Annotated in this window: 19 protein-coding genes and 1 riboswitch; of the genes, 5 read left to right on the top strand and 14 right to left on the bottom strand. The window is 70.9% G+C overall.

Annotated features, from left to right (window positions below; genetic code table 11):
• Positions 1–21: 21 nt before the first annotated feature.
• Both FB561_RS23555 and FB561_RS23550 read right to left on the bottom strand, forming a co-directional pair.
• Positions 22–2,112, bottom strand: a complete 2,091-nt coding sequence (locus tag FB561_RS23555) for a DUF6351 family protein (protein WP_145810302.1) — start codon at positions 2,110–2,112, stop codon at positions 22–24.
• A 90-nt stretch (positions 2,113–2,202) separates the two neighbouring features.
• Complete coding sequence (locus tag FB561_RS23550) at positions 2,203–2,718, bottom strand: DinB family protein (protein WP_145810300.1); 516 nt, start codon at positions 2,716–2,718, stop codon at positions 2,203–2,205.
• Positions 2,719–2,815: 97 nt separating this feature from the next.
• Here FB561_RS23550 and FB561_RS23545 point away from each other — a divergent pair, with 97 nt between their 5' ends.
• The 3 genes from FB561_RS23545 to FB561_RS23535 all read left to right on the top strand — a co-directional run bounded on the left by FB561_RS23545 (position 2,816) and on the right by FB561_RS23535 (position 6,648).
• Positions 2,816–3,745, top strand: a complete 930-nt coding sequence (locus tag FB561_RS23545) for an N-acetylglucosamine kinase (RefSeq protein ID WP_170284746.1) — start codon at positions 2,816–2,818, stop codon at positions 3,743–3,745.
• A gap of 67 nt (positions 3,746–3,812) precedes the next feature.
• On the top strand, positions 3,813–5,105 hold the full coding sequence (locus tag FB561_RS23540) for a neutral/alkaline non-lysosomal ceramidase N-terminal domain-containing protein (RefSeq protein WP_145810296.1): 1,293 nt from the start codon (positions 3,813–3,815) through the stop codon (positions 5,103–5,105).
• Positions 5,106–5,152: 47 nt separating this feature from the next.
• Positions 5,153–5,266, top strand: a riboswitch (SAM riboswitch).
• Positions 5,267–5,280: 14 nt separating this feature from the next.
• Positions 5,281–6,648: an aminotransferase class V-fold PLP-dependent enzyme gene (locus FB561_RS23535; protein WP_145810294.1), complete on the top strand. Its 1,368-nt coding sequence runs from the start codon at positions 5,281–5,283 to the stop codon at positions 6,646–6,648.
• Between the two features lie 52 nt (positions 6,649–6,700).
• Here FB561_RS23535 and FB561_RS23530 read toward each other — a convergent pair whose 3' ends face one another.
• From FB561_RS23530 to dapA, 5 genes are all read right to left on the bottom strand, one after another.
• Entirely contained in the window at positions 6,701–8,767 is a 2,067-nt protein-coding gene (locus FB561_RS23530) for a prolyl oligopeptidase family serine peptidase (protein WP_145810292.1), read from the bottom strand.
• A gap of 126 nt (positions 8,768–8,893) precedes the next feature.
• Positions 8,894–10,423, bottom strand: a complete 1,530-nt coding sequence (locus FB561_RS23525; RefSeq protein ID WP_145810290.1) for an alkaline phosphatase D family protein — start codon at positions 10,421–10,423, stop codon at positions 8,894–8,896.
• Between the two features lie 85 nt (positions 10,424–10,508).
• Positions 10,509–11,540, bottom strand: coding sequence for a LacI family DNA-binding transcriptional regulator (locus FB561_RS23520; RefSeq protein ID WP_145810288.1), 1,032 nt, complete (start codon positions 11,538–11,540; stop codon positions 10,509–10,511).
• A 37-nt stretch (positions 11,541–11,577) separates the two neighbouring features.
• Positions 11,578–13,272 (bottom strand): ribonuclease J, encoded by a 1,695-nt coding sequence (locus FB561_RS23515; protein ID WP_145810286.1) that lies wholly within the window; start codon positions 13,270–13,272, stop codon positions 11,578–11,580.
• The gene (gene dapA, locus FB561_RS23510; RefSeq protein WP_145810284.1) at positions 13,269–14,183 is read right to left on the bottom strand and encodes a 4-hydroxy-tetrahydrodipicolinate synthase; all 915 of its coding nucleotides are present in this window, start codon (positions 14,181–14,183) and stop codon (positions 13,269–13,271) included. The genes FB561_RS23515 and dapA overlap by 4 nt, the downstream gene beginning before the upstream one ends.
• Positions 14,184–14,413: 230 nt before the next feature.
• Between dapA and FB561_RS23505 the strand changes: the two genes are divergently transcribed.
• Positions 14,414–14,938, top strand: coding sequence for a hypothetical protein (locus tag FB561_RS23505; RefSeq protein ID WP_145810282.1), 525 nt, complete (start codon positions 14,414–14,416; stop codon positions 14,936–14,938).
• A 20-nt stretch (positions 14,939–14,958) separates the two neighbouring features.
• Here the strand turns inward: FB561_RS23505 and FB561_RS23500 are convergent, their stop codons facing one another.
• From FB561_RS23500 to paaA, 7 genes are all read right to left on the bottom strand, one after another.
• Positions 14,959–15,693: a leucine-rich repeat domain-containing protein gene (locus FB561_RS23500; RefSeq protein WP_145810281.1), complete on the bottom strand. Its 735-nt coding sequence runs from the start codon at positions 15,691–15,693 to the stop codon at positions 14,959–14,961.
• Positions 15,690–16,496 (bottom strand): metal-dependent hydrolase, encoded by an 807-nt coding sequence (locus FB561_RS23495; protein WP_238335004.1) that lies wholly within the window; start codon positions 16,494–16,496, stop codon positions 15,690–15,692. Before FB561_RS23495 ends, FB561_RS23500 begins: the two co-directional genes overlap by 4 nt.
• A 94-nt stretch (positions 16,497–16,590) precedes the next feature.
• Complete coding sequence (gene paaE, locus FB561_RS23490; protein WP_145810279.1) at positions 16,591–17,682, bottom strand: 1,2-phenylacetyl-CoA epoxidase subunit PaaE; 1,092 nt, start codon at positions 17,680–17,682, stop codon at positions 16,591–16,593.
• Positions 17,683–17,700: 18 nt separating this feature from the next.
• On the bottom strand, positions 17,701–18,180 hold the full coding sequence (gene paaD, locus FB561_RS23485) for a 1,2-phenylacetyl-CoA epoxidase subunit PaaD (RefSeq protein WP_145810277.1): 480 nt from the start codon (positions 18,178–18,180) through the stop codon (positions 17,701–17,703).
• The gene (gene paaC / locus FB561_RS23480) at positions 18,174–18,917 is read right to left on the bottom strand and encodes a 1,2-phenylacetyl-CoA epoxidase subunit PaaC (RefSeq protein WP_145810274.1); all 744 of its coding nucleotides are present in this window, start codon (positions 18,915–18,917) and stop codon (positions 18,174–18,176) included. The genes paaD and paaC overlap by 7 nt, the downstream gene beginning before the upstream one ends.
• The gene (paaB, locus tag FB561_RS23475) at positions 18,914–19,192 is read right to left on the bottom strand and encodes a 1,2-phenylacetyl-CoA epoxidase subunit PaaB (protein ID WP_145810272.1); all 279 of its coding nucleotides are present in this window, start codon (positions 19,190–19,192) and stop codon (positions 18,914–18,916) included. Before paaB ends, paaC begins: the two co-directional genes overlap by 4 nt.
• Positions 19,189–20,124: a 1,2-phenylacetyl-CoA epoxidase subunit PaaA gene (gene paaA, locus FB561_RS23470; protein WP_238335003.1), complete on the bottom strand. Its 936-nt coding sequence runs from the start codon at positions 20,122–20,124 to the stop codon at positions 19,189–19,191. Before paaA ends, paaB begins: the two co-directional genes overlap by 4 nt.
• A gap of 188 nt (positions 20,125–20,312) precedes the next feature.
• On the opposite strand from paaA, the gene FB561_RS23465 reads away from it, so the two are divergent.
• Positions 20,313–21,530, top strand: coding sequence for a DUF418 domain-containing protein (locus FB561_RS23465; protein WP_238335002.1), 1,218 nt, complete (start codon positions 20,313–20,315; stop codon positions 21,528–21,530).
• Positions 21,531–21,536 lie beyond the last annotated feature (6 nt).

Raw genomic sequence — 21,536 nt, 5'->3', positions numbered from 1 at the left:
CGCCGCTCCGCGATCAGTACCTCAGAACGTCGGCCAGGCAGGCCCCAGTCCCCGCTGGCCGACACCGCGCGCGTCCCAGTCGCAGACGCCGCCGCGGAAGACCTGCCGCAACCGCTGCGACTGCTCGGCCGTGAAGGGCACGCGGTAGTCCGTCGGCGACGCCGGACGGACCTTGCACTTCACGATGTCGTTGACGACCTTCCCACCCGCGACCTGGCGCGGCGACGGCCAGACCGGGTACAGCGTGTTGCAGCGGGTCGTGCGGACGCCGTCGATCTGCGGTTCGGCGATCTTCTCCCCCGCCGGCGTCCAGCAGGCGTCGACCAGCTCGGCCGGCTTGTTGCGGACCACCTTGGCGTGGGCGCTGCCGGGGCGGTCGTCCGCGTCGGTCGACTCCAGCCAGCGGTCGAGCGACGCGAGCGCGTCCGCCATCACCGGGTTCGCGGTACTGAACCCGGGCCCGCTGTTGCTCTGCACGAGCATCACGTGGTTGCCGACGTCACCGTTCGCCTTGCGCAGCCGCTCCCGCAGCGAGAACGAGTGGAACCGCAGGTGGATGTCGCCGTTGGCCAGCTCGTCGGTGTACTGCCGGTAGTCCACGATCGGCGTACTCGCCAGCCCGCCCCCGCCGTTGGTGAGCTGCCCGGTCCGGTACGCCGTGTCGACGGCTCGCGCGTCGGCCACGGTCCGGCCGGGGACGAAGTTCGCGTCCTGGTCGAACCCGCCCACCTTCGCGTTCAGGTCCAGGAACTGGTCCACCGAGATCGTGCCCGCGTTGAGCGCGGCCAGGCCGTACTGGATCCCCACGTTGTCGAGCGGACGCCGGGCCGCGCCGTCCGCCGTACCCCAGACGTTCGCCTGGTGGTCGTACACGTCGCAGCGGGCGCCGTCCGGGTTCTTCACCGGGTCGTACCGCAGCTCGGCCGGGAGCTGGGCCGGGCAGTAGACGCGCGGGTCGATCCGTTTCCCGGCGCCGGCCAGGTTCGCGATCGTGCCGACCTTGCCGAAGCCGGACGCGGCCCGCTTCTGCTCGTCGGTCCACCCGGTCGCCGTGCCGAAGTAGTGGTCGAGCAGCAACGCGTCCGTGATCGTGTGCAAGGTGGCGAACCCGACCTCGGGGAACACGCAGGCCGCCAGGATCCCGTCCAGCAGGCCCGGGTAGTTGTCGGCGATCTGGAACACCTGGTACGAACCGCCGGAGCAGCCCCAGCCGATCGTCTGCCGCGGTACGCCGATCGTCTCGATCACGTGCTCCCGGGTCATCGCCATCGTCTCGGCCGCGAGTACGCCGTTGCAGTTGATCCCGAACACGTTCAGGCTCGACGAGGCCACCGCGTACCCCCGGCCGAGCATCACGTCGTCGTTGATCCCGCCGGTGTTGCCGCCCTGCTGGTACCACCCGCCGGGGCAGCCGCCGCCGAACGTGTAGACGAGCCCGCCGTTCCACCCGGTCGGCCCGGTCCGCGGAGTCGGCTCACCGGCCTCCGGATCGTGCAGCACGGCGTACTCGTAGATGGACCGGTTGATGACGCCGGTCTCGACCCGGACGATGTACGGCACGGTGCGTCCCGTGGTCGTGGTCGTGGTGGCCAGATCCGGCGGAGTCGTTGCCGGGAGCACCTTCAGCTTGCGGTCGACGGTGGAGCGGTAGAGGTAGTCGACCCGGGTCGGCGCCGAGCAGTTCGCGTCGGTCGGCGCACCGAGCTTGGCCCCGGCGAGCGTGGTGAAGCCGGCCGTCCCGCAGACGAACGGCTTCTCGTGCGGACCGGCCAGCATCGGGCCGGTGCGCGGGTGGTTCGTGAGGACCAGCCGGGCGGTCGCTGCGGTCACCGTGGCGCGGCCGGGCTTCAGGCCGTCGACCAGGCCGGTCATCGACCCGCCACCTGGATCCACCGTGAACGCGGACGTCACGTCGCGCCCGTCGACCCGGACCTTGACCCGGTCCAGCCCGGCGCCGGACACCCGGAGCAGGGCGTTACCGTCGCTGACCTGGTCGGGGCGAGGCGAGGACAGCAGGTCGATCCGGACGCCGTCGGACGCGGCGGCCGGGGCGACGGCGAGTCCGAGCAGCAGGGTGAGGGCGAGCACGATCAGGGCGGCTGGTCGCTTCATGCGACGAGTCGATCACAAGAAGCGACCCGGTGGAAGGCTTCGCGGCAATCGGTTTCCATCGATCGCCGCGATCCGGTGAAGCGTTGACGATCAGGCGCCGGTGGTGCCGTCCAGGTGCTCGCGGACCAGGTCCGCGTGACCGCAGTGCCGGGCGTACTCACCGATCAGGTGGATGTAGATCATCCGCAGCGTCGACTCCGTCCCCGCGAAGGTGAACCGGTCGTCGAGGTCATGGCCGGCGGCCGCCTCGTCGGACAGCTTCCACTCGGCGATCAGGCCCTCGTACTCGGCCTGGGCGCGGGCCGGGTCGATCAGCTCGAAGTCCGCGTCCTTGCCGAGCTCCGGCGCGAACAGCGGCTCGGCCGGGACCTCGGCGAAGTGGATCCGGAACCAGATCCGCTCCACCTTGGTCAGGTGCCGGATCAGCCCGAGCAGGGACAGGGTCGACGGCGGCGCGCTCCGGACCGCGAGCTGCTCGGCGGTCAGGCCGGCGCACTTGTAGAGCAGGGTGGCGCGGTAGAAATCGAGGTAGCCGGCCAGCAGATCCCGCTCGGGGGCCACCAGCGATCCGGAGGGGCGTTCCACCTCGGGCGCGGTCCAGGTCATCCGGGCATCCTCTCCCGGGCCGCCGGGACGACAGCCGGTGGGGTGACCCGCCGATATCGGACTGGACCAGTAGGTAACCGGGATGCTACAGAGAGGTATGCCGTCCACCAGCCGCGGATCCGTGGCGGACAACGGTCCGGCGACGGTCGCGATCGACGGCGGCCAGTCGTCGCTGCGGCTGCGCGTGCTCGCGGACGGCCGGACCGGCGAGGGGCCCGGCTTCGTGCACGGCGGCGACACCGTCCAGGACACGCTCGCCGCGGTCCGCCAGGCCGCGACCGACGCGCGCCTGGACGAGCCGGTCGACGTGGTCGCGCTCGGCCTCTGCGGACTGCCGAACGACGTCGTCCAGGCGGAGGCGCTGGCCGACGGCGTCGCCGAGGTCCTCGGCGCCACCGAGGTCCGGGTCTGCGAGGACATGGTCACCGCGCACGCGGGCGCGCTCGCCGACGGGTACGGCGTGGTCGTTGCCGCGGGCACCGGAGTGGTCTGCCTGGCGATCGACCGGGACCGGTCCTGGCACAAGGTGGACGGGCACGGCTACCTGTTCGGCGACGCGGGCAGCGCGTTCGCGATCGGCCGGGCCGGACTGGTCGCCGTCCTGCGAGCCCGGGACGGACGTGGTCCCGCGACCGCGCTGGCCACGGCACACCTGGACCCGTGGACGTACTACTCCTCCCCCACGGTCGTCGACGACGTCGCCCGGTTCGCGCCGACGGTGCTCGGCCACGCCGCCGACGGGGACGCGGTGGCCGGCGGCATCGTCGACCAGGCCGTCGCCGATCTGGGCGAGACGATCCGGACCGCCGTCGCGACGATGCGTCCGGGCGAGGAGATCCCGGTCGCCTGTGTCGGTGGGCTCTTCGACGCCGGTGACCAGCTGCTCGAACCACTGGCCCGGCAGCTCGACGACCGCGCGGCGCTGACCAAGCCCCTCGGGACACCGCTGGACGGCGCGGCCCGGCTCGCCCGCGGAACGCTGCAGCCGTACGACGACCTGGTCACCGTGCACCGCCGCCCGGAGTGACCCCTTCCGCCGACCGGTCGGTGCGGTCATCGTTGGTAGCCGTCGCCGACAGGCAGAGGACACGACGATGAGCAGACGACAGCACCCACCCTTGTTGCTTGGCGCAACCACCTTGGACATCACGCCGCCCGCCGGGCATCCGATGGACGGGTACGCCGGCCGCCTCGGCCCCGCGACCGGTACGGCGGACCCGCTGCGCGCCACCCTCGTCTGGCTCAGCACCGAGGACGACTCCGGCGTGCTCTGGCTCAGCCTGGACGCCGTCGCCACCACGACCGAACTCGCCACCGAGCTGGCCGAAGCGGCAGCCACCGCGACGGGCATCCCCGCGGAACGCGTCCTGGTCTGCGCGTCCCACACGCACTCGGGTCCGTCCGGGTGGTCGGGCCGGATCCACCCCGTGATGACCGCCGAACGCGAACCCGACCTGGTCCGCGCCCTCACCACGACCGTCGCTACCGCCGAGATCGCCCGCATCCCGGTCACAGCGAGCTGGCGATCCACCGAGGTTCGCGGCGTCGGGACCAACCGCCATCACCTCGATGGTCCGCACGACGCCACGGTCGGCATCCTCGCCCTGACCGACCAGGCGGGGACCACGGCCGCGGTGTTGGTCGACTTCGCCTGTCACCCGACCGCGTACGGCGCCGAGAACCTGCTCTGGTCCGCCGACTGGCCGGGCGCCGCACGGGATCGGCTCGACAGTCCCGTGGTCGGCTTCCTGCAAGGGGCGGCCGGCGACGTCAGTCCGCGGTTCACCCGGCAAGGTCGGGACGCGGCCGAGATCGGCCGACTCGGCGGACTCCTGGCTACCGCGGTCAACGACGCCCTGGCCGAGGGCGGGATCCCGTTGCCGTCGATCGCGCCGACCGTGCGGCGGACGACGATCCGCCTGCCCGTTCGCGAACTCCCTTCTCCTGAAGAGGTCTCCGCGATGGTCGACGCAGCCGAGGCCGCCGTCCGCAGCGGAGACGGACCAGCCGCCCGAATCGCCCGCACCCGGTTGGAGGGCGCGCGTGGTCAGGCCGCGATGCTCGCCGCGGACCTGCCGGCCGAGCTCGTGGTGCCGATCACGGTCGTCTCGCTCGGCCACGTCGCCTGGATCCACCTGCCGGTCGAGCCCTTCGCGATCCACGGCCGCCGGCTGCAGGACGGAAGCGAGTACGGCGTCACCCGGGTGATCGGCTACACGGACGGGTACTTCGGGTACCTGGTCGACGCGGAGGCCCGCCGGACCGGTACGTACGAGGCGCTGATCAGCTACTTCGACCCGGCCGCGACCGATCGTCTCCTGGCGGCGGCGACCACGCTGTCGATCCGAGCACCTTCTCACGATGTGTCCACAGATCTCATTGAATGAGATAGCTGCTGGCGCGCGGACCGGGCTGTTGGTTACCGTCTTCGGCAGGTCATGAGTGCCAGCGACAAGCCCCGGCTAGCTGGCCGGCAACCCTCCTCCGCGGTGGGGTGCCCCGGGTGAGGACCAGGCCGTGCGGACACCCCGTTCGGCAAGTGCGGACCCACCGGGAGCCAGCGTGTCCATCCTCTCCATCCTCGAGCCTGCCAATCACACCGCCGTCGTCCGGCCGTCCGTGGCCCGGCTCAGCACCGGTAGCATCCCCGCGACCGTCGGCGCCGACCTGCTCGTCCCGCTGGCCGACGGCCGGGTGACGGACTACGCCAACTTCGACCACGGGGCCAGCGCGCCCTGTCTGGAGTCGGTGCGCGCCGCCGTCGAGGCCGCGCTGCCGTCGTACGCCTCGGTGCACCGCGGCAACGGGTACGCCTCCCGGATCACCACCCAGTGGTACGAGCGGGCCCGTCGGCAGGTGCACGAGTTCGTCGGCGCGCGGGACGACTACCAGGTGATCTTCACCCGGCAGACCACCGACGCCCTGAACCTGCTCGCCCGCGCGGTCCCGGCCGACGCGACCGTGATCGTCTTCGAGTCCGAGCACCACGCGGCCCTGCTGCCCTGGCCCGCGGAGCGCACCGTCCGGCTAGCGGCGCCCGAGTCGCCGGCCCAGGCCATCACCGCCGTCGCCGACGCGCTGCGGACGGCGCCCGAGGGACCACGGCTCGTGGTGGTCACCGGCGCCTCGAACGTCACCGGCGAGATCTTCCCGATCGCCGAGCTGGCCGCTGTCGCGCGAGCCCACGGTGCCCGGATCTGCCTCGACGCCGCACAGCTCGCCCCGCACCGCGAGGTCGACATCGCCGCGCTCGACGTCGACTGGGTCGCCCTGAGCGGCCACAAGCTGTACGCCCCGTACGGTGCGGGCGCGCTGGTGGGCCGGACCGACTGGCTCGACGCGGCCGACCCGTACCTGCTCGGCGGCGGCGCCACCGCGGCCGTAGCGGGCGACACCACCGTCTGGAACGAAGGGCCGGCCCGGCACGAGGGCGGCTCCCCCAACGTCATCGGCGCGATCGCCCTGGCGGCGGCCTGTGCGGCGATCAGCGAGCACCGTGATGCGATCGAGCAGCACGAGCGCAGCCTGCTAGCCCGGCTCCGGACCGGACTGGCCCAGCTCCCCGGCGTCACCACGTACTCGGTCTTCGGCGAGGACGCCGACCGCGTCGGTACGGTCTGCTTCACCGTGGACGGCCTGACGTCCACCCTGGTCTCCGCGGCGCTGTCGGCGGAGTACGGGATCGGGGTGCGGGACGGGAAGTTCTGTGCGCACCTGCTCGTCGGTCACCTGCTGAACGACTCCCCCGAGCACGGCACCGCCGTCCGGGCGAGCCTCGGCCTCGGGACCACCCGCGAGCACGTCGACCGCCTCGTGAACGCCGTCCGCACGCTCACGACGAGCGGCCCGCGCACCGCGTACGAGGAGTCCGCGCACGGCTGCCAGCCGGCCGAGGACCCGCGCGACCTCGAGGCTCCCAAGATCTGGTGAGCCCTGCTGTGCCGGCCGGCCCACCGCTCGGGTGGACCGGCACAGCGACAAGCTACTTCGGCGACAGACCTGTGTGGTGAGCGGCGAACGCCAGCAGGTCGGCCCACTCCGAGGCGACCATGGCGGCGGGTTTGCCGAAGCCGTGGCCGGTGTCGACCTCGACCCGGGTCAGGACCGGAGCAGTGCCCGCCTGCGCGTGCTGCAGGGCGGCGATGAACTTGTGACTGTGCAGCGGGACGACGCGGTCGTCGTGGTCACCGGTGACCACGAGGGTCGCCGGGTACCGCGTCCCGTCGCGCAGGTTGTGCAGAGGTGAGTACGCCAGCAGGTCCTCGAACTGGTCGGGGTCCGACGGCAGACCGTAGTCCGAAGCCCAGCCCGCGCCGACGGTGAACAGGTGGAACCGCAGCATGTCCAGCACGCCCACCCCGGGCAGCGCGACCGCGAACAGGTCGGGCCGTTGCGCCAGCACCGCACCGACGAGCAGACCACCGTTGCTGCGCCCGTGGATCGCGAGCTGCGCGGCCGTGGTCACCTTGGTCGCCTGCAGGTGCTCGGCGACCGCGATGAAGTCGTCGAACACGTTCTGCTTGTTCTTCAACCGGCCGTCGTCGTGCCAGGTGCTCCCGTACTCGCCGCCGCCGCGCAGGTTCGCGATCACCAGCACGCCCCCGGCCGCGAGCCACCCGGCCCAGCCCGGCTTGTAGTCCGCGAAGATCGGGATCCGGAAGCCGCCGTACCCGTACAGCAGGGTCGGCCGTGGTTCGGAGAGGTCGAGATCGGCCCGGTGGATCAGGAAGTACGGCACCTCGCGGCCCGGTTCGACGTGCCGGGTCACCGTGACCTCGGGCGGCGTGAACCCGGACCCGCCGGACGGCACCAGCTCCGGCAACGCGCGGATCGACCCTGTCGCGGCGGACACGACGTACGCAAGGGTCGGCTCGGTGGTCGAGGACAGGCCGATGAAGACCTCGTCGTTCTTCACCGAGGCGTTCACCCCGACGACGCCGCCACCGGGAAGGTCGACGGTCCGGGTGGTCCCGCCGTCCAGGTCGTGCAGTCGAAGAACCGGTTGCGCGTCGACCAGCGTCACCGTGGCGAGGCCGGCCTCGGTCGCGCGGACCTCGATCAGCGTGCCCTCGTCCTCGGGGACCAGGTCGGTGAAGTTCGCCTCCAGGTCGCTGCTGACCACACGGCCGCGCGGGGCGTCGCGGTCGGTCCGCAGGACCAGCTGGTCCCCCGCCATCCGGACGAACTGTGCCTCGTACGCGAACTCGTCGATCACCTTGACCGGCTCACCGAGACCGCTGCCCTCGGTGATCGGGTAGAGCCAGAGCCGGGTCCGCGGGTCCGTGCCCTCGAAGATGTGCAGCACGGCGTACCGGTCGTCGTCGCTGATCTCGACGTCCAGGTACAGGCGCTCGCCGTTCGGGAGCCGCAGGATCAGCTCGTCCTCGGACTGCGGCGTCCCGATCCGGTGCAGCTTGAGCTCGCCGGTCCCGAGCGCCTTCGTCTCGGTTCCCTCGCTCCGCCCGCCGGACGGGTAGTGCACGTACAGGTACGCGGACGAGTCCGGCAACCAGGTGGCCGTGCAGAACTTGGCCTCGGTGACCACGTCCTCGACGGCGGATCCGGTCGCGACCTCGAGCAGCCGGAAGGTGATCCAGTCGCTACCGCTCTCGTTGATCCCGTACGCGAAGTACTTGCCGTCCGGGCTGACGGTGAAACTGCCGAGCGAGTCGGTGCCGCTCTCGGACAGCTGGTTCGGGTCGATCAGGACCCGGCCGCCTTCGAGCAGTCCGGCCAGCGAGTCCGCCACGAACACCCCGTCCTGAGCCTGCGTCCCGTCGTTGCGGCCCACGAAGTACCAGCCGGACTTCTTCGCCGGGACACCTGCGCGCGGCCGGGCCAGGACCGCGGCCATCGTCCGCTGGAACCACGCCCGCTCCTGGTACCCCGCGAGCTCGGCCTGGGTGAACGCGTTCTGCCGGTCGACCCAGTCCCGCGTCGCGGCCGAGTCCGGGTCCTCGAGCCAGCGGTAGGGATCGGCGATCCGGTGTCCGTGCAGGGTGTCGGCGACGTCGTCGCGCCGGCTCTCCGGGTACTCAGCGGCGGTCATGGGAGACAACCTAACCCGGCTCCGGTGACGGGCTCACCGGGTTTGCGGATCCCACCCGCCGGGCCGCCGGTGGGCGGCATCCCGCACAGGCGCCGGGACCCGGCGGGTGGGACCTCACCGGGATGGTCAGCGGCGGCCGGCCGGGTCGAGGTCCTTGCGCCACAGCACCTCGCCGAACAGGTTGCGCAGCGACACCGTGAAGACCTCGGTCCGCGGGTCGATCGCGACGTGGCCGAAGAACTGGTTCCCGCCGCTCGGCGGCTGGTTCGGGAAGTCGGCCGCCTTGACGAACTCGAGCCGCGGCCCGAACGTCGGATCCAGCGGGTTCGGGCCGAAGGTGCCCGCGTTGACCGGGCCGGCCACGATCTCCCAGAACGGGTCGAAGTCGGTGAACGCGGCGCGGGCCGGGTCGTAGTGGTGCGCGGCGCAGTAGTGCACGTCCGCGGTGAGCCACACAGTGTTGCGGACGTTGCGCCGCTTGAACTGGCTGAGCACCCACGCGATCTCGTGCTCACGACCACCCGGCGCCCCACCGAGCCCGTTCGCGACCGCCTCGATCAACGGGCCGTCCGGGACCAGCACGCCGAGCGGCATGTCGCTGGCGATCACCTTCCACGCCGCCTTCGACGCGGCCACCTCGCGGACCAGCCACTCCAGCTGCTCCTGGCCGAGGATCGGCACCGGTCCCGCGACACCCGGCTCCGGGTTCGTCCCGCGGTACGTGCGCATGTCCAGGCAGAACACGTCCAGCAGCGGGCCGTAGCTCACCTTGCGGTAGATCCGGTTCCGGCCGCCCGGGTGCACCATCGGCAGGTACTCGCCGAACGCCTGCTTCGCCCGGGCCGCGAGCACGTCGACGCGCTTCTCGGTGTAGCGGGCGTCGGTGAGGACCTCACCGGGGTACCAGTTGTTGACGGTCTCGTGGTCGTCCCACTGGCTGACGATCGGCACGTCCGCGTACAGCGCGCGGACGTTCTCGTCGAGCAGGTTGTACTTGTACCGGCCCCGGTACTCGGCCAGCGTCTCGGCCACCTTGGCGACCTCCTCGGTCACCACGTTGCGCCAGACGGTGCCGTCGGCAAGCTTCACCTCGGCCTCGATCGGCCCGTCGGCGTAGATGTTGTCGCCGGAGTGCAGGAAGAAGTCGGGCCGGGTCTCGTGCATCGCCCGGTACGCCCGCATCCCGCCGAACTCGGGGTTGATCCCCCAGCCCTGGCCGGCGGTGTCACCGGTCCAGACGAAGCTCACCGGCTTGTTCCGGCCCGGCGTCACGAACGAACCGGTCGCGGTCTCACCCCGGCGCCCGGACGCGTCCTCGAACCCGACCCGGTACTCGTACCGCTGCCCCGGCCGCAGACCCCGGACCGGGAGCTGGGCGGTGAAGTCCGCCTCGGGACCGGTCACGGGACCCCGCAGCCGGATCGCCCGGTCGAACCGGCCGTGGCTGGTCAGGTCCACGACAAGACGGGCCCGACGGTCGGTCCGCGACCACACCACGGCCGAGTTCGCGGTGACGTCGCCGGACATGATCCCGGACGGCAGCCCGGGCCGGTCGCGACGGACGACGGCCGGGACCGCGGAGGCGGTGACGGGCAGGGCGAGCGAGGCACCCGCGACAGTGGAAGCGGTGAGTAGCTGGCGGCGGCTCAAGGTCATGAGCAGAAGGTGCTCCGCCCTGATGACAGCCAGGTGAAACGCAGGAGAACCGGGCGCCAAACCCGCTGGTACTAGCCCATCGGGACTAGCCCACCGGGGCGATCTCGCCGGAGCCGCGGATCGTCAGCTTCACCGGGACGCGGACCGTCCTGCCGGGACGGTGCGGCTCGGGCAGGCGTTCGGTCATCAGCTGGATCGCGGTGCGGGCCATCACGTCCGCGGACTGGGCGACCGCGGTGAGACCCGGGCTGAGCAGGTCGCCGAGGGCCAGGTCGTCGAAGGAGACCAGGGCCACCTGGTCGCGGCGGCCGGCCAGGCCGCGGAGTACCTCGGCGGTGGTCATGTTGTTGGCCGAGAGCAGCGCGGTGGCCGGCTCGGGCCGGTCCAGCACGGCCGACAAGGTGATGCCGATCCCCTCGGTGGTCGGCTCGGACAGGTGGACCAGGTCCTCGTCCACGTCGATCCGGTGCCGGGCCATCGCCGCCCGGTACGCGACCACGCGTTCCCGGGCGGTGAAGATCCGCTCGTCGTCGCCGAGGTACGCGATCCGGCGATGTCCCTGCCGGACCAGGTGGTCGATCGCCTGGTCGATCCCGCCGGCGTTGTCGGCGAGCACGGCGTCGGCCTCGATCCCGTGCGCGGGCCGGTCGATCGTGACCACGGCCATGCCGGCGTCGACGTGCGGCGCGAGGTAGTCCTGGGTCTCCCCGATCGGGGCCATGATCAGCGCGTCCGGGCGGCGGGCGACGAACTCCAGGCAGACGTCCTTCTCCCGCTCCGGGTCCTCGTCGGTCAGGCCGATCATCACCACGGATCCGCTGGACCGGGCCCACAGCTCGACGGCGCGGCCGAGCGAGGCGAAGAACGGGTCGCCGATGTCGCGGATGACGACCGCGATCGTGCCGGTCTTGCCGCGGCGCAGCATCCGGGCGCTCTCGTTCGGCGTGTAGTTGAGCTCCTTGATCGCGGCCTGCACCTTGGCGGTCAGCTCGGGGCTGACGTTCGGCTCCTCGTTCACCACCCGGGAGACGGTCTTCAGGGCGACCCCGGCGCGGGCCGCGACCTCCTTCATGGTGGGCCGGCGCTGCCCCGTGCTGCTCAAGCCGTTGATGCTCATGCCTGGCCCACCCTCTCTGGTTCCGTCAGCGACCGGCTCAACTCTCCACGACGACCGGGATGATCATCGGGCGGCGCCGGTGGGTGTCGCTGACCCACTTGCCGACCACGCGGCGGATCACCTGCTGCAACTGGTACATGTCGTCCACCCCGCTCCCGATCGCCTTCTCGATCTCGGCCTCGATCCGCGGTTTGAGTTCGTCGAAGACGGCGTCGTCCTCGGCGAACCCGCGCGCGTGGATCTCCGGCCCTGCCGTCAGTTTGCCGGTCACCGAGTCCATCACGGCGATCACCGAGATGAAACCCTCGTCGCCGAGGATCCGCCGGTCCTTCAGCGAGGTCTCGGTGATGTCGCCGACCGTGGAGCCGTCGACGAACACGTACCCGCACTCGACCTTGCCGGCCACCTTCGCCCGGCCCTCGACCAGGTCGACGACGACCCCGTCCTCGACCACGACCACGTTCTCCGCCGGGACCCCGGTCTGCCGGGCCAGCTCGGCGTTCGCGTGCAGGTGCCGGATCTCGCCGTGCACCGGCATCACGTTGCGCGGCTTGACGATGTTGTAGCAGTACAGCAGCTCGCCCGCCGACGCGTGGCCGGAGACGTGGACGAGCGCGTTGCCCTTGTGTACGACGTTCGCGCCGTGCCGGGTCAGGCCGTTGATCACCCGGTAGACCGAGTTCTCGTTGCCGGGGATCAGCGAGGACGCCAGGACCACGGTGTCGCCGGGCTGGATGTGCACGACGTGGTGGTCGTTGGCCGCGATCCGGGACAGCGCCGACATCGGCTCGCCCTGCGACCCGGTCGACACCAGCACCACCTGCTCCGGCGGGTAGTTGTCGAGTTCACGCATGTCGATCAACGTGTCGCCCGGAACGGTGAGGAACCCCAGGTCGCGGGCGACGGCCATGTTGCGGACCATCGAGCGGCCGACGTACGCGACCTTGCGGCGGTGCTTCACGGCGGCGTCCATCACCTGCTGGACGCGGTGCACGTGGGAGGCGAAACAGGCGACGATGATGCGCTGGTTCCGCGCGTTGGTGAAGACGCGGTCGAGCACCGGCGCGATGTCGCGCTCGTGGGTGGTGAAGCCGGGGACCTCGGAGTTGGTGGAGTCGACACAGAACAGGTCGACGCCCTCCTCGCCGAGCCGCGCGAACGAGCGCAGGTCGGTGATCCGGTTGTCCAGCGGCAACTGATCCATCTTGAAGTCACCGGTGTGCAGGACCAGGCCGGCCGGGGTCCGGATCGCGACCGCCAGGGCGTCCGGGATCGAGTGGTTCACCGCGACGAACTCGCACTCGAACGGGCCGAGCCGGATCGTCTCTCCCTCGGCCACGGTCTGCTGCGGGACGTTGCGGTGCCGGTGCTCCTTCAGCTTGCCCTCGAGCAGCGCCAGGGTCAGCTGCGAACCGATCAACGGGATGTCGCCACGCTCGCGAAGCAGGTACGGCACGCCGCCGATGTGGTCCTCGTGGCCGTGCGTCAGGACGACCGCGACGATGTCGTCCAGCCGCTCCCGGATCGGCTCGAAGTCGGGCAGGATCAGGTCGACGCCGGGCTGGTTCTCGTCCGGGAAGAGGACGCCGCAGTCGACGATCAGCAGCTTGCCGTCGTACTCGAAGACGGTCATGTTCCGGCCGACCTCGCCGAGGCCGCCGAGCGGGATCACCCGCAGCGCGCCAGGGGTCAGCGGGCCGGGCGCCGCCAGGTCCGGATGGGGATGGCTCATACGGTCAGTCCTGCGTTCTTCAGATCGGTGGTGAGGCCGTCGACCAGCCCGGCACTCGCCTCGACCAGCGGCAGCCGGACGGTCGTGTGCTCCAGGATCCCGGTCAGCTTCAGCGCGGCCTTCACCATGATGGCGCCCTGGGTCCGGGTCATGATCGCCTCGACCGCCGGGATCACCTGCCGGTCGATCCGCCGGGCGGTCTCCAGGTCGCCGGCGACGGCGGCGTCGATCAGCTGCCGGTACTGCGGGCTCGCGACGTGCGCGACGACGCTGACGATGCCGACCCCGCCGATCGCGAGGGTGGCCAGGTTCAGTTCGTCGGCGCCGCAGTAGTAGACGAGGCCGGAGTTGGCCAGCACCTTCGTCGTGGCGGCGAGGTCGCCCTTCGCATCCTTGACCGCGACGATCCGCGGGTGCTCGGCGAGCGCCAGCAACGTCTCGGTCCGGATCGGCACCCCGGAGCGGCCGGGGATGTCGTACAGCATGACCGGCAGGCCGGTGGAGTCGGCGACGGCGGTGAAGTGCGCCTTCAGCCCGTCCTGCGGGGGCTTGTTGTAGTACGGGGTGACGACCAGCAGCCCGTGCGCGCCGGCGGCCTCCGCGGCCTTGGCGCCCTCGATGGTGTGCGCGGTGTCGTTGGTCCCGACGCCGGCGACGACCTTGGCCCGGTCGCCGACCGCTTCCAGCACGGCCTCGATCAGCTGGACCTTCTCGGCGTCCGAGGTGGTCGGCGACTCGCCGGTGGTCCCGTTCACCACGAGTGCGTCGTTGCCCTGCTCGACCAGGTGGTTCGCCAGCTTCTGCGCAGCAGCCAGATCGAGTGCGCCGTCAGGCCGGAACGGGGTGATCATCGCCGTGGTCAGCCGGCCGAAAGGCAGGGCCGCCGAGGCGGGAGTTGCTGCTGAGGACATGGGGGTCAGATTACCGCTCCAGCAGCCTCGGGAAATGAGTAGGCCTGGTGGCTGTCCGCTCGGGGGTCCGGGCAGCCACCAGGCTCACTCGTCCTATCGGGCCGGGCCCAGCAGTCGTTACAGCTTCATCCAAAAAAATCCGAAAAAGTTCCTGCAAGCACTGTGCGCGACCAATTGATCACTCTGTGACGACGAAACCCCTTCATCCGCTACCGTTTCACCCTGTGTCGATGCCCCTGAACTCCCCGCGGCCCCCGGCGGCCGCCTCGCTGACCATGGTGACGGCCTCGATGATCGCGGCCGTCCCGATGATCACAGTCGTCATGTACTTCGTCCTCGCCCCCGACGACGGTCTCGGCGAGTTCCCCACCACGGTCGCGCTGATCCTGCTGGCGGCCGCGGTCGCGGCGTACTCGGTCTGTGAGCTGGCCGGGTTCCGGACCGCGCCGATGCAGCACGGTGGGACGCCCGCCCAGGTCGAGGCGGCCTCGTGGCAGCGGTTCACCGCATCGACGTTCGTCCGGTTCGCGATCTGCGAGGCCGTGTTCCTGGTATCGATCCCGCTCGCCTTCATCGTGAAGAGCTACTGGCTCGTCCTCGTCGGCGCGGTCCTGGGACTCGCCCTGTTGGTCTGGGAGGTCTGGCCCGGCGCCCGGAACCAGCGCCGCTTCGCCGCCGCCCTGGAGGCCCGCGGCGTCCCGTCGTACCTGACCGGCCGGCCGCAGGACTACACCCGGCCGCGGGACCTGGGCTGACCTACAAAGGCGGCCAGGCGTCAGGCCGCGGTGCGGTAGACCAGGCAGCCGCGTCGCTCGAGCTGGTGCACCCACTCGGGGACCACGGGGAGGTCGAGCCAGCGCAGGTCGAGCTTCTCCAAGGCCGGGAACGCTTCCGGCCCGAGGTCGGGCAGCCAGGTGATCCTGTTCGCCCGCAGATCGAGGTGCCGTAGGCGCGGGAGCCGGGCGAGCTGGACCGGCAACTCGGTCAGCGCGTTCGCCCGGAGGCTGAGCACGCGGAGCTCGGTCAGCTCGTCGAACGTCCCCGGCAGATGCGCGAGCTGATTGCGATCCAGGTGCAGCTCGCGCAACGCCGTCAGCCCGCCGTACGTCTCGGGCAAGGTGGTCAGGCGATTCCCGTACAGCCGGAGCTCGGCGAGCTCGGTCAGCCGGCCGAGCGACGCCGGAACCTCGGTCAGGGCGTTGCCGGTCGCGCCCAGGTACTGCAGGGAGCCGAGGTCGCCGAGGGACTCCGGCAGTACCGAGATCTCCAGCTCGCTGACATAGAGGAACTCGAGCCGGCCGAGACGCCCGAGAGTCTCCGGGAGAACCAGCAACGGCTGGTGGCTCAGATCCAGGATGCGCAGCTCGGCGAAGTCACCCAGCCAGTCCGGCAAGGTGGTCAGCCGATTGCCGTGCAGGTACAGCTCGCGCAGACCGACGTGCTCGCGAATCGCCGGATCGAGGTCGTCGATCCCGGACTCACCCAGGTTGACGGTGCGCCCTGGCGTCATCCCCCGGCCACCCAGACCGAGGTGGTCGACACGATCGCGGCCAGCAGGCCCTGAACCACGGACAGGGCACCGGGCAACAAGAGGACGCCACCGATCACCAGCAGCGGCGCGATCACCGCCTTCTCCACCCAGCCACCGGTCCGGAACCTGAGCAGCTTCGGCAGCCGGATCTCGTACCAGGTCTCGCCGCGGATCGGCAGCGGCCACAACCACGGGCAGCCGGCCCGGGTGAGGCTGTCGCCGAGACAGTGCACGAAAATCCCGACCGCGACCGCGACCCCGATCCAGCTGCCGATCTCGGCCAGCCCGGCCTGGACCGCGTCGGCTGCCGTGGTGCCGGGGATCGCGGCGCCCGCGACCGACCAGACCGCGGCGCCGATCACGATCGTGATGATCCAGTCGCCGAGCACATCGGCCGCGAGCAGCAGACCCGCGAGCGCCACGGCCAGGACGGCCCACCGTCCACTCGATCCGGCGCCGGCCGCGAGGAACCCGAGACCGACCGCGGCCGCGAGCGTGTGGGTCGCGTGCCGGTGTTTGCCGGTGCTGTCCTCGTCGCGCGGGCCCTTGGTGATCCGGTAGAGCAGACCCGAGAACGTCCGCACCGCGCCGGAGACGATCCGCGTGATCGGGCCGAGCAACGAGGACGCCTTCGCCCCCGGGTGGTCGAGATCGGGCACCAACGCGTACCCCGCGGTCGCGGCCGCGAACGGCACCACCTCGGCGACGCTGGTGAGACCGATCAGCGGAGCCACCGCCAGCCCGGCGCACCACCCGGACAGCGCGTGCGAGCGCCCCATCATCTGCCGCAACCCCCTTGTTTTGTGGAGGGTTGAGTATCGCAGCGGCCGCCGACAGTTTCGGCCCGACACACCATGGTGCCGGTGGCCGGAACCGTCAGGCGTCGAAGTCGAGCGTGACCTTCGGGCTGGTCGGGTGGGACTGACAGGTGAGCACGTACCCGGCCCGGATCTCGTCCTGCTCGAGCGCCCAGTTGGTGTCCATCCGGACCGTGCCCTCGGTCACCTTGGCGCGGCAGGTCCCGCAGACACCGCCCTTGCACGCGAACGGCGCGTCGGTCCGGACGGCGAGCGTCGCGTCGAGCACCGCCTTCGCGTGCTCGCCGAGCGGGAACGTCGACCGCCGGCCGTCCAGGATCACGGTCACCTCGGCCGCGTCCTCGTCGGCCACGCTCTCCTCGACCCGGGCCACCGGCGCCTCGTCGCCAATGTGGAAGAGCTCGGCATGGACGTTCTCGCGCGGGACGCCCTCGGACAGCAGCAGGTCCTGAGCGCCGACGACCATCGCGTACGGCCCGCAGAGGAACCACGCGTCGACCGTGTCGGCCGGCAGGATCGTGTCGATCATCCGGCGCAACCGGTCACTGTCGATCCGCCCGCTGAACAGCTCGACCTCGGTGGACTCCCGGGACAGCACGTGGACCAGGTGCAGCCGCTCGGCGTACCGGTCCTTCAGGTCGGCGAGCTCGTCGGCGAACATCACCGATCCCGCGGTCCGGTTGCCGTACAACAAGGTCACCCGGCTGAGTGGTTCGACCTGCAGGATCGTCGCCACCAGGGAGAGCACCGGCGTGATCCCGCTGCCCGCGGCGACGAACGCGTAGTGCTTCACGTGGCCCGGATCCAGCGGCGTCCCGAACCGGCCGAGCGGCGTCATCACCTCGAGCGTGTCGCCGACCTTCAGCTCGGTCGCGGCGTACGAGGAGAAGTCGCCGCCGGGGATCCGCTTGACCCCGATCCGCAGCACGCCCGACCCGGCCGGCGCGCAGATCGAGTAGCTGCGCCGGACGTCCTCGCCCGCGCGTCGCACGGTGAGGTGCTGGCCGGCGGTGAAGTCGTACTCCGCGGCCAGGTCGGCCGGGACGTCGAAGGTGATCGCGACCGAGTCGTCGGTGATCGCCTCGATCGCCTGGACCTTCAACGGGTGGAACGTCGCCCTCCGGCGGGGCAGCGTCGTGGTGGACGTCATCGGCTCGCCTCGGGGGGGTCAGAGGTTCTTGAAGTGGTCGAAGGGTTCGCGGCAGGAGTTGCACCGCCACAGCGACTTGCAGGACGTGGATCCGAACCGGCTCAGCTCGGCCGTGTCCGGCGAACCGCACAGTGGGCAGCGGACCGACAGGGTGAGCGGGATCGGCCCGTCGACGGCGCGCGTGCCGGTCGGCGGGGCGATGCCGTACTCGACCAGCTTCGCCTTGCCCTCGTCGCTCATCCAGTCCGTCGTCCAGGCCGGCGACAACACCGTCTCGACCCGGCCGTCGACGCCGAGGTGGTTCAGGGTCAGCTCGACCTCGTGCCGGATCACGTCCATCGCCGGGCAGCCCGAGTACGTCGGGGTGATCGTCACGACCACGTCGTCGCCCTCGTGCCGGACCCCGCGGAGAACGCCGAGGTCCGCGATCGTCAGCACCGGCACCTCGGGGTCCGCGATCTCACCGACCGCGTCCCGGATGTCCGTGTCGGTCACCATGTTGCCCCCGGGTGTGAGCGGGCCACGTGCTGGAGCTCGGCGAGCAGGTAGCCGAGGTGCTCGGTGTGCCGCCCGTCGCGACCACCGGAGTGCTGGTACGCCGACTCGGGACGGATGCAGGTGGACTCATCGATCACCTGCATGACCCGACGCAGCCACGCGTCCTCCAGCGTCGACGGATCGACGGCGACACCCGGCAGGCGCAGTACGAGGTAGTCGGTGGCGAACAGCTCGGCCGTGTACGGCCACGACGCGTCCAGGCCGTCCTGCATGCGCCGGTGGCTCTCCTCGGTGCCGTCGCCGAGGCGCAGTACCCACTGGGTCGCGTGGTCGACGTGGTACGCGACCTCCTTGACCGCCTTGCCCGCGACACCGGCAAGCGTCTCGTCCGTGGACGACCGGAGCTCCTCGTAGAGCAGGTGCTGGTACGTCGCGAAGTACAGCAGCTTGGCGATGGTGTGTGCGAAGTCGCCGTTCGGGAGCTCGACCAGTTGCGCGTTGCGGAAGTCGCGCTCGTCGCGGAAGTACGCGAGGTCGTCCTCGGTCCGGCCGGCGCCCTCGACCTCCCCGGCGTACTGGAGCAGTGCGCGGGCCTGGCCGAGCTGGTCGAGCGCGATGTTGCCGAGGGCAACGTCCTCCTCGAGCTGCGGGGCGGCCGCGATCCACTCACCGGTGCGCTGCGCCGCGATCAGCGCGTCGTCACCGAGCCGGAGCGCGTAGCCGAACAGGTCGTTCACAGGTGATCGACGCCTTCCGGGACCTGGTAGAAGGTCGGGTGCCGGTACACCTTGTCGCCGGCCGGGTCGAAGAACTCGTCCTTCTCGTCCGGGCTGGACGCGGTGAGGTCGGCGGCCCGGACCACCCAGATCGACACACCCTCCTGACGCCGGGTGTAGACGTCGCGGGCGTTGCGCAGCGCCATCGTCGCGTCCGGCGCGTGCAGGCTGCCGACGTGCGTGTGCGACAGGCCGCGACGGGACCGGACGAAGACCTCCCACAGCGGTTCGGTCATGCGGCACTCTCCCCCGCGGCCTTGCGCGCCGCCTGCTTCTCGGCGTACGCCGCCGCGGCCTCACGCACCCAGGCGCCGTCCTCGTGCGCCTTCACCCGATGGGCGAGCCGCTGCTTGTTACAGGGGCCGTTGCCCTTCACTACCTGGTACAGCTCCTCGTAGTCGGGCTCGGTGAAGCTGTAGTGCCCGGTCGCCTCGTCGTAGCTCAACCCGTCGTCCGGGACGCGCAGGCCGAGCACGTCGGCCTGCGGCACGGTCATGTCGACGAACCGCTGCCGCAACTCGTCGTTGCTGTGCCGCTTGATCCCCCACGCCATCGACTGCTCGGAGTGCGTCGAGCTGGCGTCCGGCGGACCGAACATCATCAGGCTCGGCCACCACCATCGGTCCAGTGCGTCCTGCGCCATCGCCTTCTGCGCGGCGGTGCCGTTGCACAAGGTGTGCAGGATCTCGAACCCCTGCCGCTGGTGGAACGACTCCTCCTTGCAGACCCGCACCATCGCCCGCGCGTACGGCCCGTACGAGCAGCGGCACAGCGGTACCTGGTTCACGATCGCGGCGCCGTCGACGAGCCAGCCGATCGCGCCGATGTCGGCCCAGGTCAGCGTCGGGTAGTTGAAGATGCTGGAGTACTTCTGCTTCCCGCTGTGCAACAGGTCGAGCAGCTCGGCCCGGTCCACGCCCAGCGTCTCGGCCGCGGCGTACAGGTAGAGCCCGTGCCCGGCCTCGTCCTGGACCTTGGCCATCAGGATCGCCTTGCGGCGCAGCGACGGGGCCCGGCTGATCCAGTTGCCCTCCGGCTGCATGCCGATGATCTCGGAGTGCGCGTGCTGCGCGATCTGCCGGATCAGGGTCTTGCGGTACCCCTCCGGCATCGCGTCGCGCGGCTCGATCCGGCCGTCGGCGTCGATGGTCGCCTGGAAGCTGTCCATGCCGGTCAGCATAGCCCAGGTGTGACACTTCGTCTGCAAAATCGACAACAAGTGTCACAAGAACGGACAAGGTGGTGGTAGCACCACCTCGGGAGTGGGCGCAGGCCGCTGGGTCCGCCGATCCGGCGGCGACAGGATTCCAGGTAACAGCTCAAGGCATACACAGTTTCCCGAAGGGACGGTCTCCCGTGACCACCACCTCAGCCGCCACCCAGCCCAGGACCGATCACCGCGGCCCGGTCACGGGGAAGGAGCGGGCCCTTGCTCCCGACCTGATCCGCGGCGCGATGCTGCTGCTGATCGGCCTCGCCAACAGCGCCAACTTCGCCTTCGCCGGCCAGCCCGGTGTCGACGGCGCCCCGACCGGTCTGCTCCGCGTCTTCAACCTGCTCAAGCTCACCCTCGTCGACGCCCGCGCGTACCCGGTGTTCGCGGTGATGTTCGGCTACGGCCTGATCCAGCTCGCCCGCCGCCAGTCGAACTCGGGCGCCACCCCCGGCGCGGTCCGCAAGGTCCTGCTGAAGCGCAACGTCTGGCTGATCGCGTTCGGCCTGGTGCACGCGACCCTGCTGTACTTCGGCGACTTCCTCGGCGCGTACGGGATCGTCGGAGTGCTGTGCACGCTCGTCCTGCTCAACCGGGGCGACCGGTTCCACAAGATCGTGCTGTGGATCTGGGGATTCCAGCTGGTCTACGTCCTCGTCGCCGGGGCGCTCGGCGTCCTCGCGGTGCTGAACTCGTCCGGCCCGGCCCACCAGCTGTCCAACAGCCCGAACCCGTCGCTGGCCGCGACCTCGTACGGCGCGAGCCTGGTCGACCGGCTGCACGAGTACCCGTCGCACACCGCGTTCGTGCTCGGCTTCGTCGTCGTCGTCTGGTTGGGCATGTACGCCGCCCGGCAGCAGATCCTGGAGCGCCCGGCCGAACACCGCACCCTGCTGACCCGCGTCGCCGTCGTCTGCCTGGGCGTCACCGTCCTCGGCGGTCTCCCGCTCGGCCTGGTCGGCGCCGGCTGGCTGCACGTCGACGAGAACGCGGTGGGTTCGCTGGAGTTCCTGTCCCACATCAGCGGCCAGTTCGGCGGCCCGGGGTACGTCGCCCTGTTCGGCCTGATCGTCGCCAAGCTGACCGCCCGCCGCCCGGCCGACCAGCTCGGCCTGCCGCTGACCGCGATCTCGGCACTCGGCCAGCGGTCGATGACCGGGTACCTGTTCCAGTCCGTCTGCTGGCTGGTCCTGCTGGCACCGTTCACGCTGCACCTGGGCGAGCGGCTCGGCCACACCGCCTTCACCGCGGCCGGCTGCGCGACCGCCGTCTGGGTGGTCTCGGTGATCGGCGCCCAGCTGATGCGCACCCGCAAGTACCGCGGTCCGGCCGAGACGCTGCTGCGGCGCCTCGTGTACTGATCGCCT

Source organism: Kribbella amoyensis, assembly GCF_007828865.1.
GTDB lineage: Bacteria > Actinomycetota > Actinomycetes > Propionibacteriales > Kribbellaceae > Kribbella > Kribbella amoyensis.
This window is presented reverse-complemented; position numbering and strand designations above follow the sequence as displayed.

Coding starts and splice junctions, on each gene's coding strand:
- FB561_RS23555 (WP_145810302.1), bottom strand. CDS start 2,112: ATGAAGCGACCAGCCGCCCTGATCGTGCTCGCCCTCACCCTGCTGCTC.
- FB561_RS23550 (WP_145810300.1), bottom strand. CDS start 2,718: ATGACCTGGACCGCGCCCGAGGTGGAACGCCCCTCCGGATCGCTGGTG.
- FB561_RS23545 (WP_170284746.1), top strand. CDS start 2,816: ATGCCGTCCACCAGCCGCGGATCCGTGGCGGACAACGGTCCGGCGACG.
- FB561_RS23540 (WP_145810296.1), top strand. CDS start 3,813: ATGAGCAGACGACAGCACCCACCCTTGTTGCTTGGCGCAACCACCTTG.
- FB561_RS23530 (WP_145810292.1), bottom strand. CDS start 8,767: ATGACCGCCGCTGAGTACCCGGAGAGCCGGCGCGACGACGTCGCCGAC.
- FB561_RS23525 (WP_145810290.1), bottom strand. CDS start 10,423: ATGACCTTGAGCCGCCGCCAGCTACTCACCGCTTCCACTGTCGCGGGT.
- FB561_RS23520 (WP_145810288.1), bottom strand. CDS start 11,540: ATGAGCATCAACGGCTTGAGCAGCACGGGGCAGCGCCGGCCCACCATG.
- FB561_RS23515 (WP_145810286.1), bottom strand. CDS start 13,272: ATGAGCCATCCCCATCCGGACCTGGCGGCGCCCGGCCCGCTGACCCCT.
- dapA (WP_145810284.1), bottom strand. CDS start 14,183: ATGTCCTCAGCAGCAACTCCCGCCTCGGCGGCCCTGCCTTTCGGCCGG.
- FB561_RS23505 (WP_145810282.1), top strand. CDS start 14,414: ATGCCCCTGAACTCCCCGCGGCCCCCGGCGGCCGCCTCGCTGACCATG.
- FB561_RS23500 (WP_145810281.1), bottom strand. CDS start 15,693: ATGACGCCAGGGCGCACCGTCAACCTGGGTGAGTCCGGGATCGACGAC.
- FB561_RS23495 (WP_238335004.1), bottom strand. CDS start 16,496: ATGATGGGGCGCTCGCACGCGCTGTCCGGGTGGTGCGCCGGGCTGGCG.
- paaE (WP_145810279.1), bottom strand. CDS start 17,682: ATGACGTCCACCACGACGCTGCCCCGCCGGAGGGCGACGTTCCACCCG.
- paaD (WP_145810277.1), bottom strand. CDS start 18,180: ATGGTGACCGACACGGACATCCGGGACGCGGTCGGTGAGATCGCGGAC.
- paaB (WP_145810272.1), bottom strand. CDS start 19,192: ATGACCGAACCGCTGTGGGAGGTCTTCGTCCGGTCCCGTCGCGGCCTG.
- paaA (WP_238335003.1), bottom strand. CDS start 20,124: ATGGACAGCTTCCAGGCGACCATCGACGCCGACGGCCGGATCGAGCCG.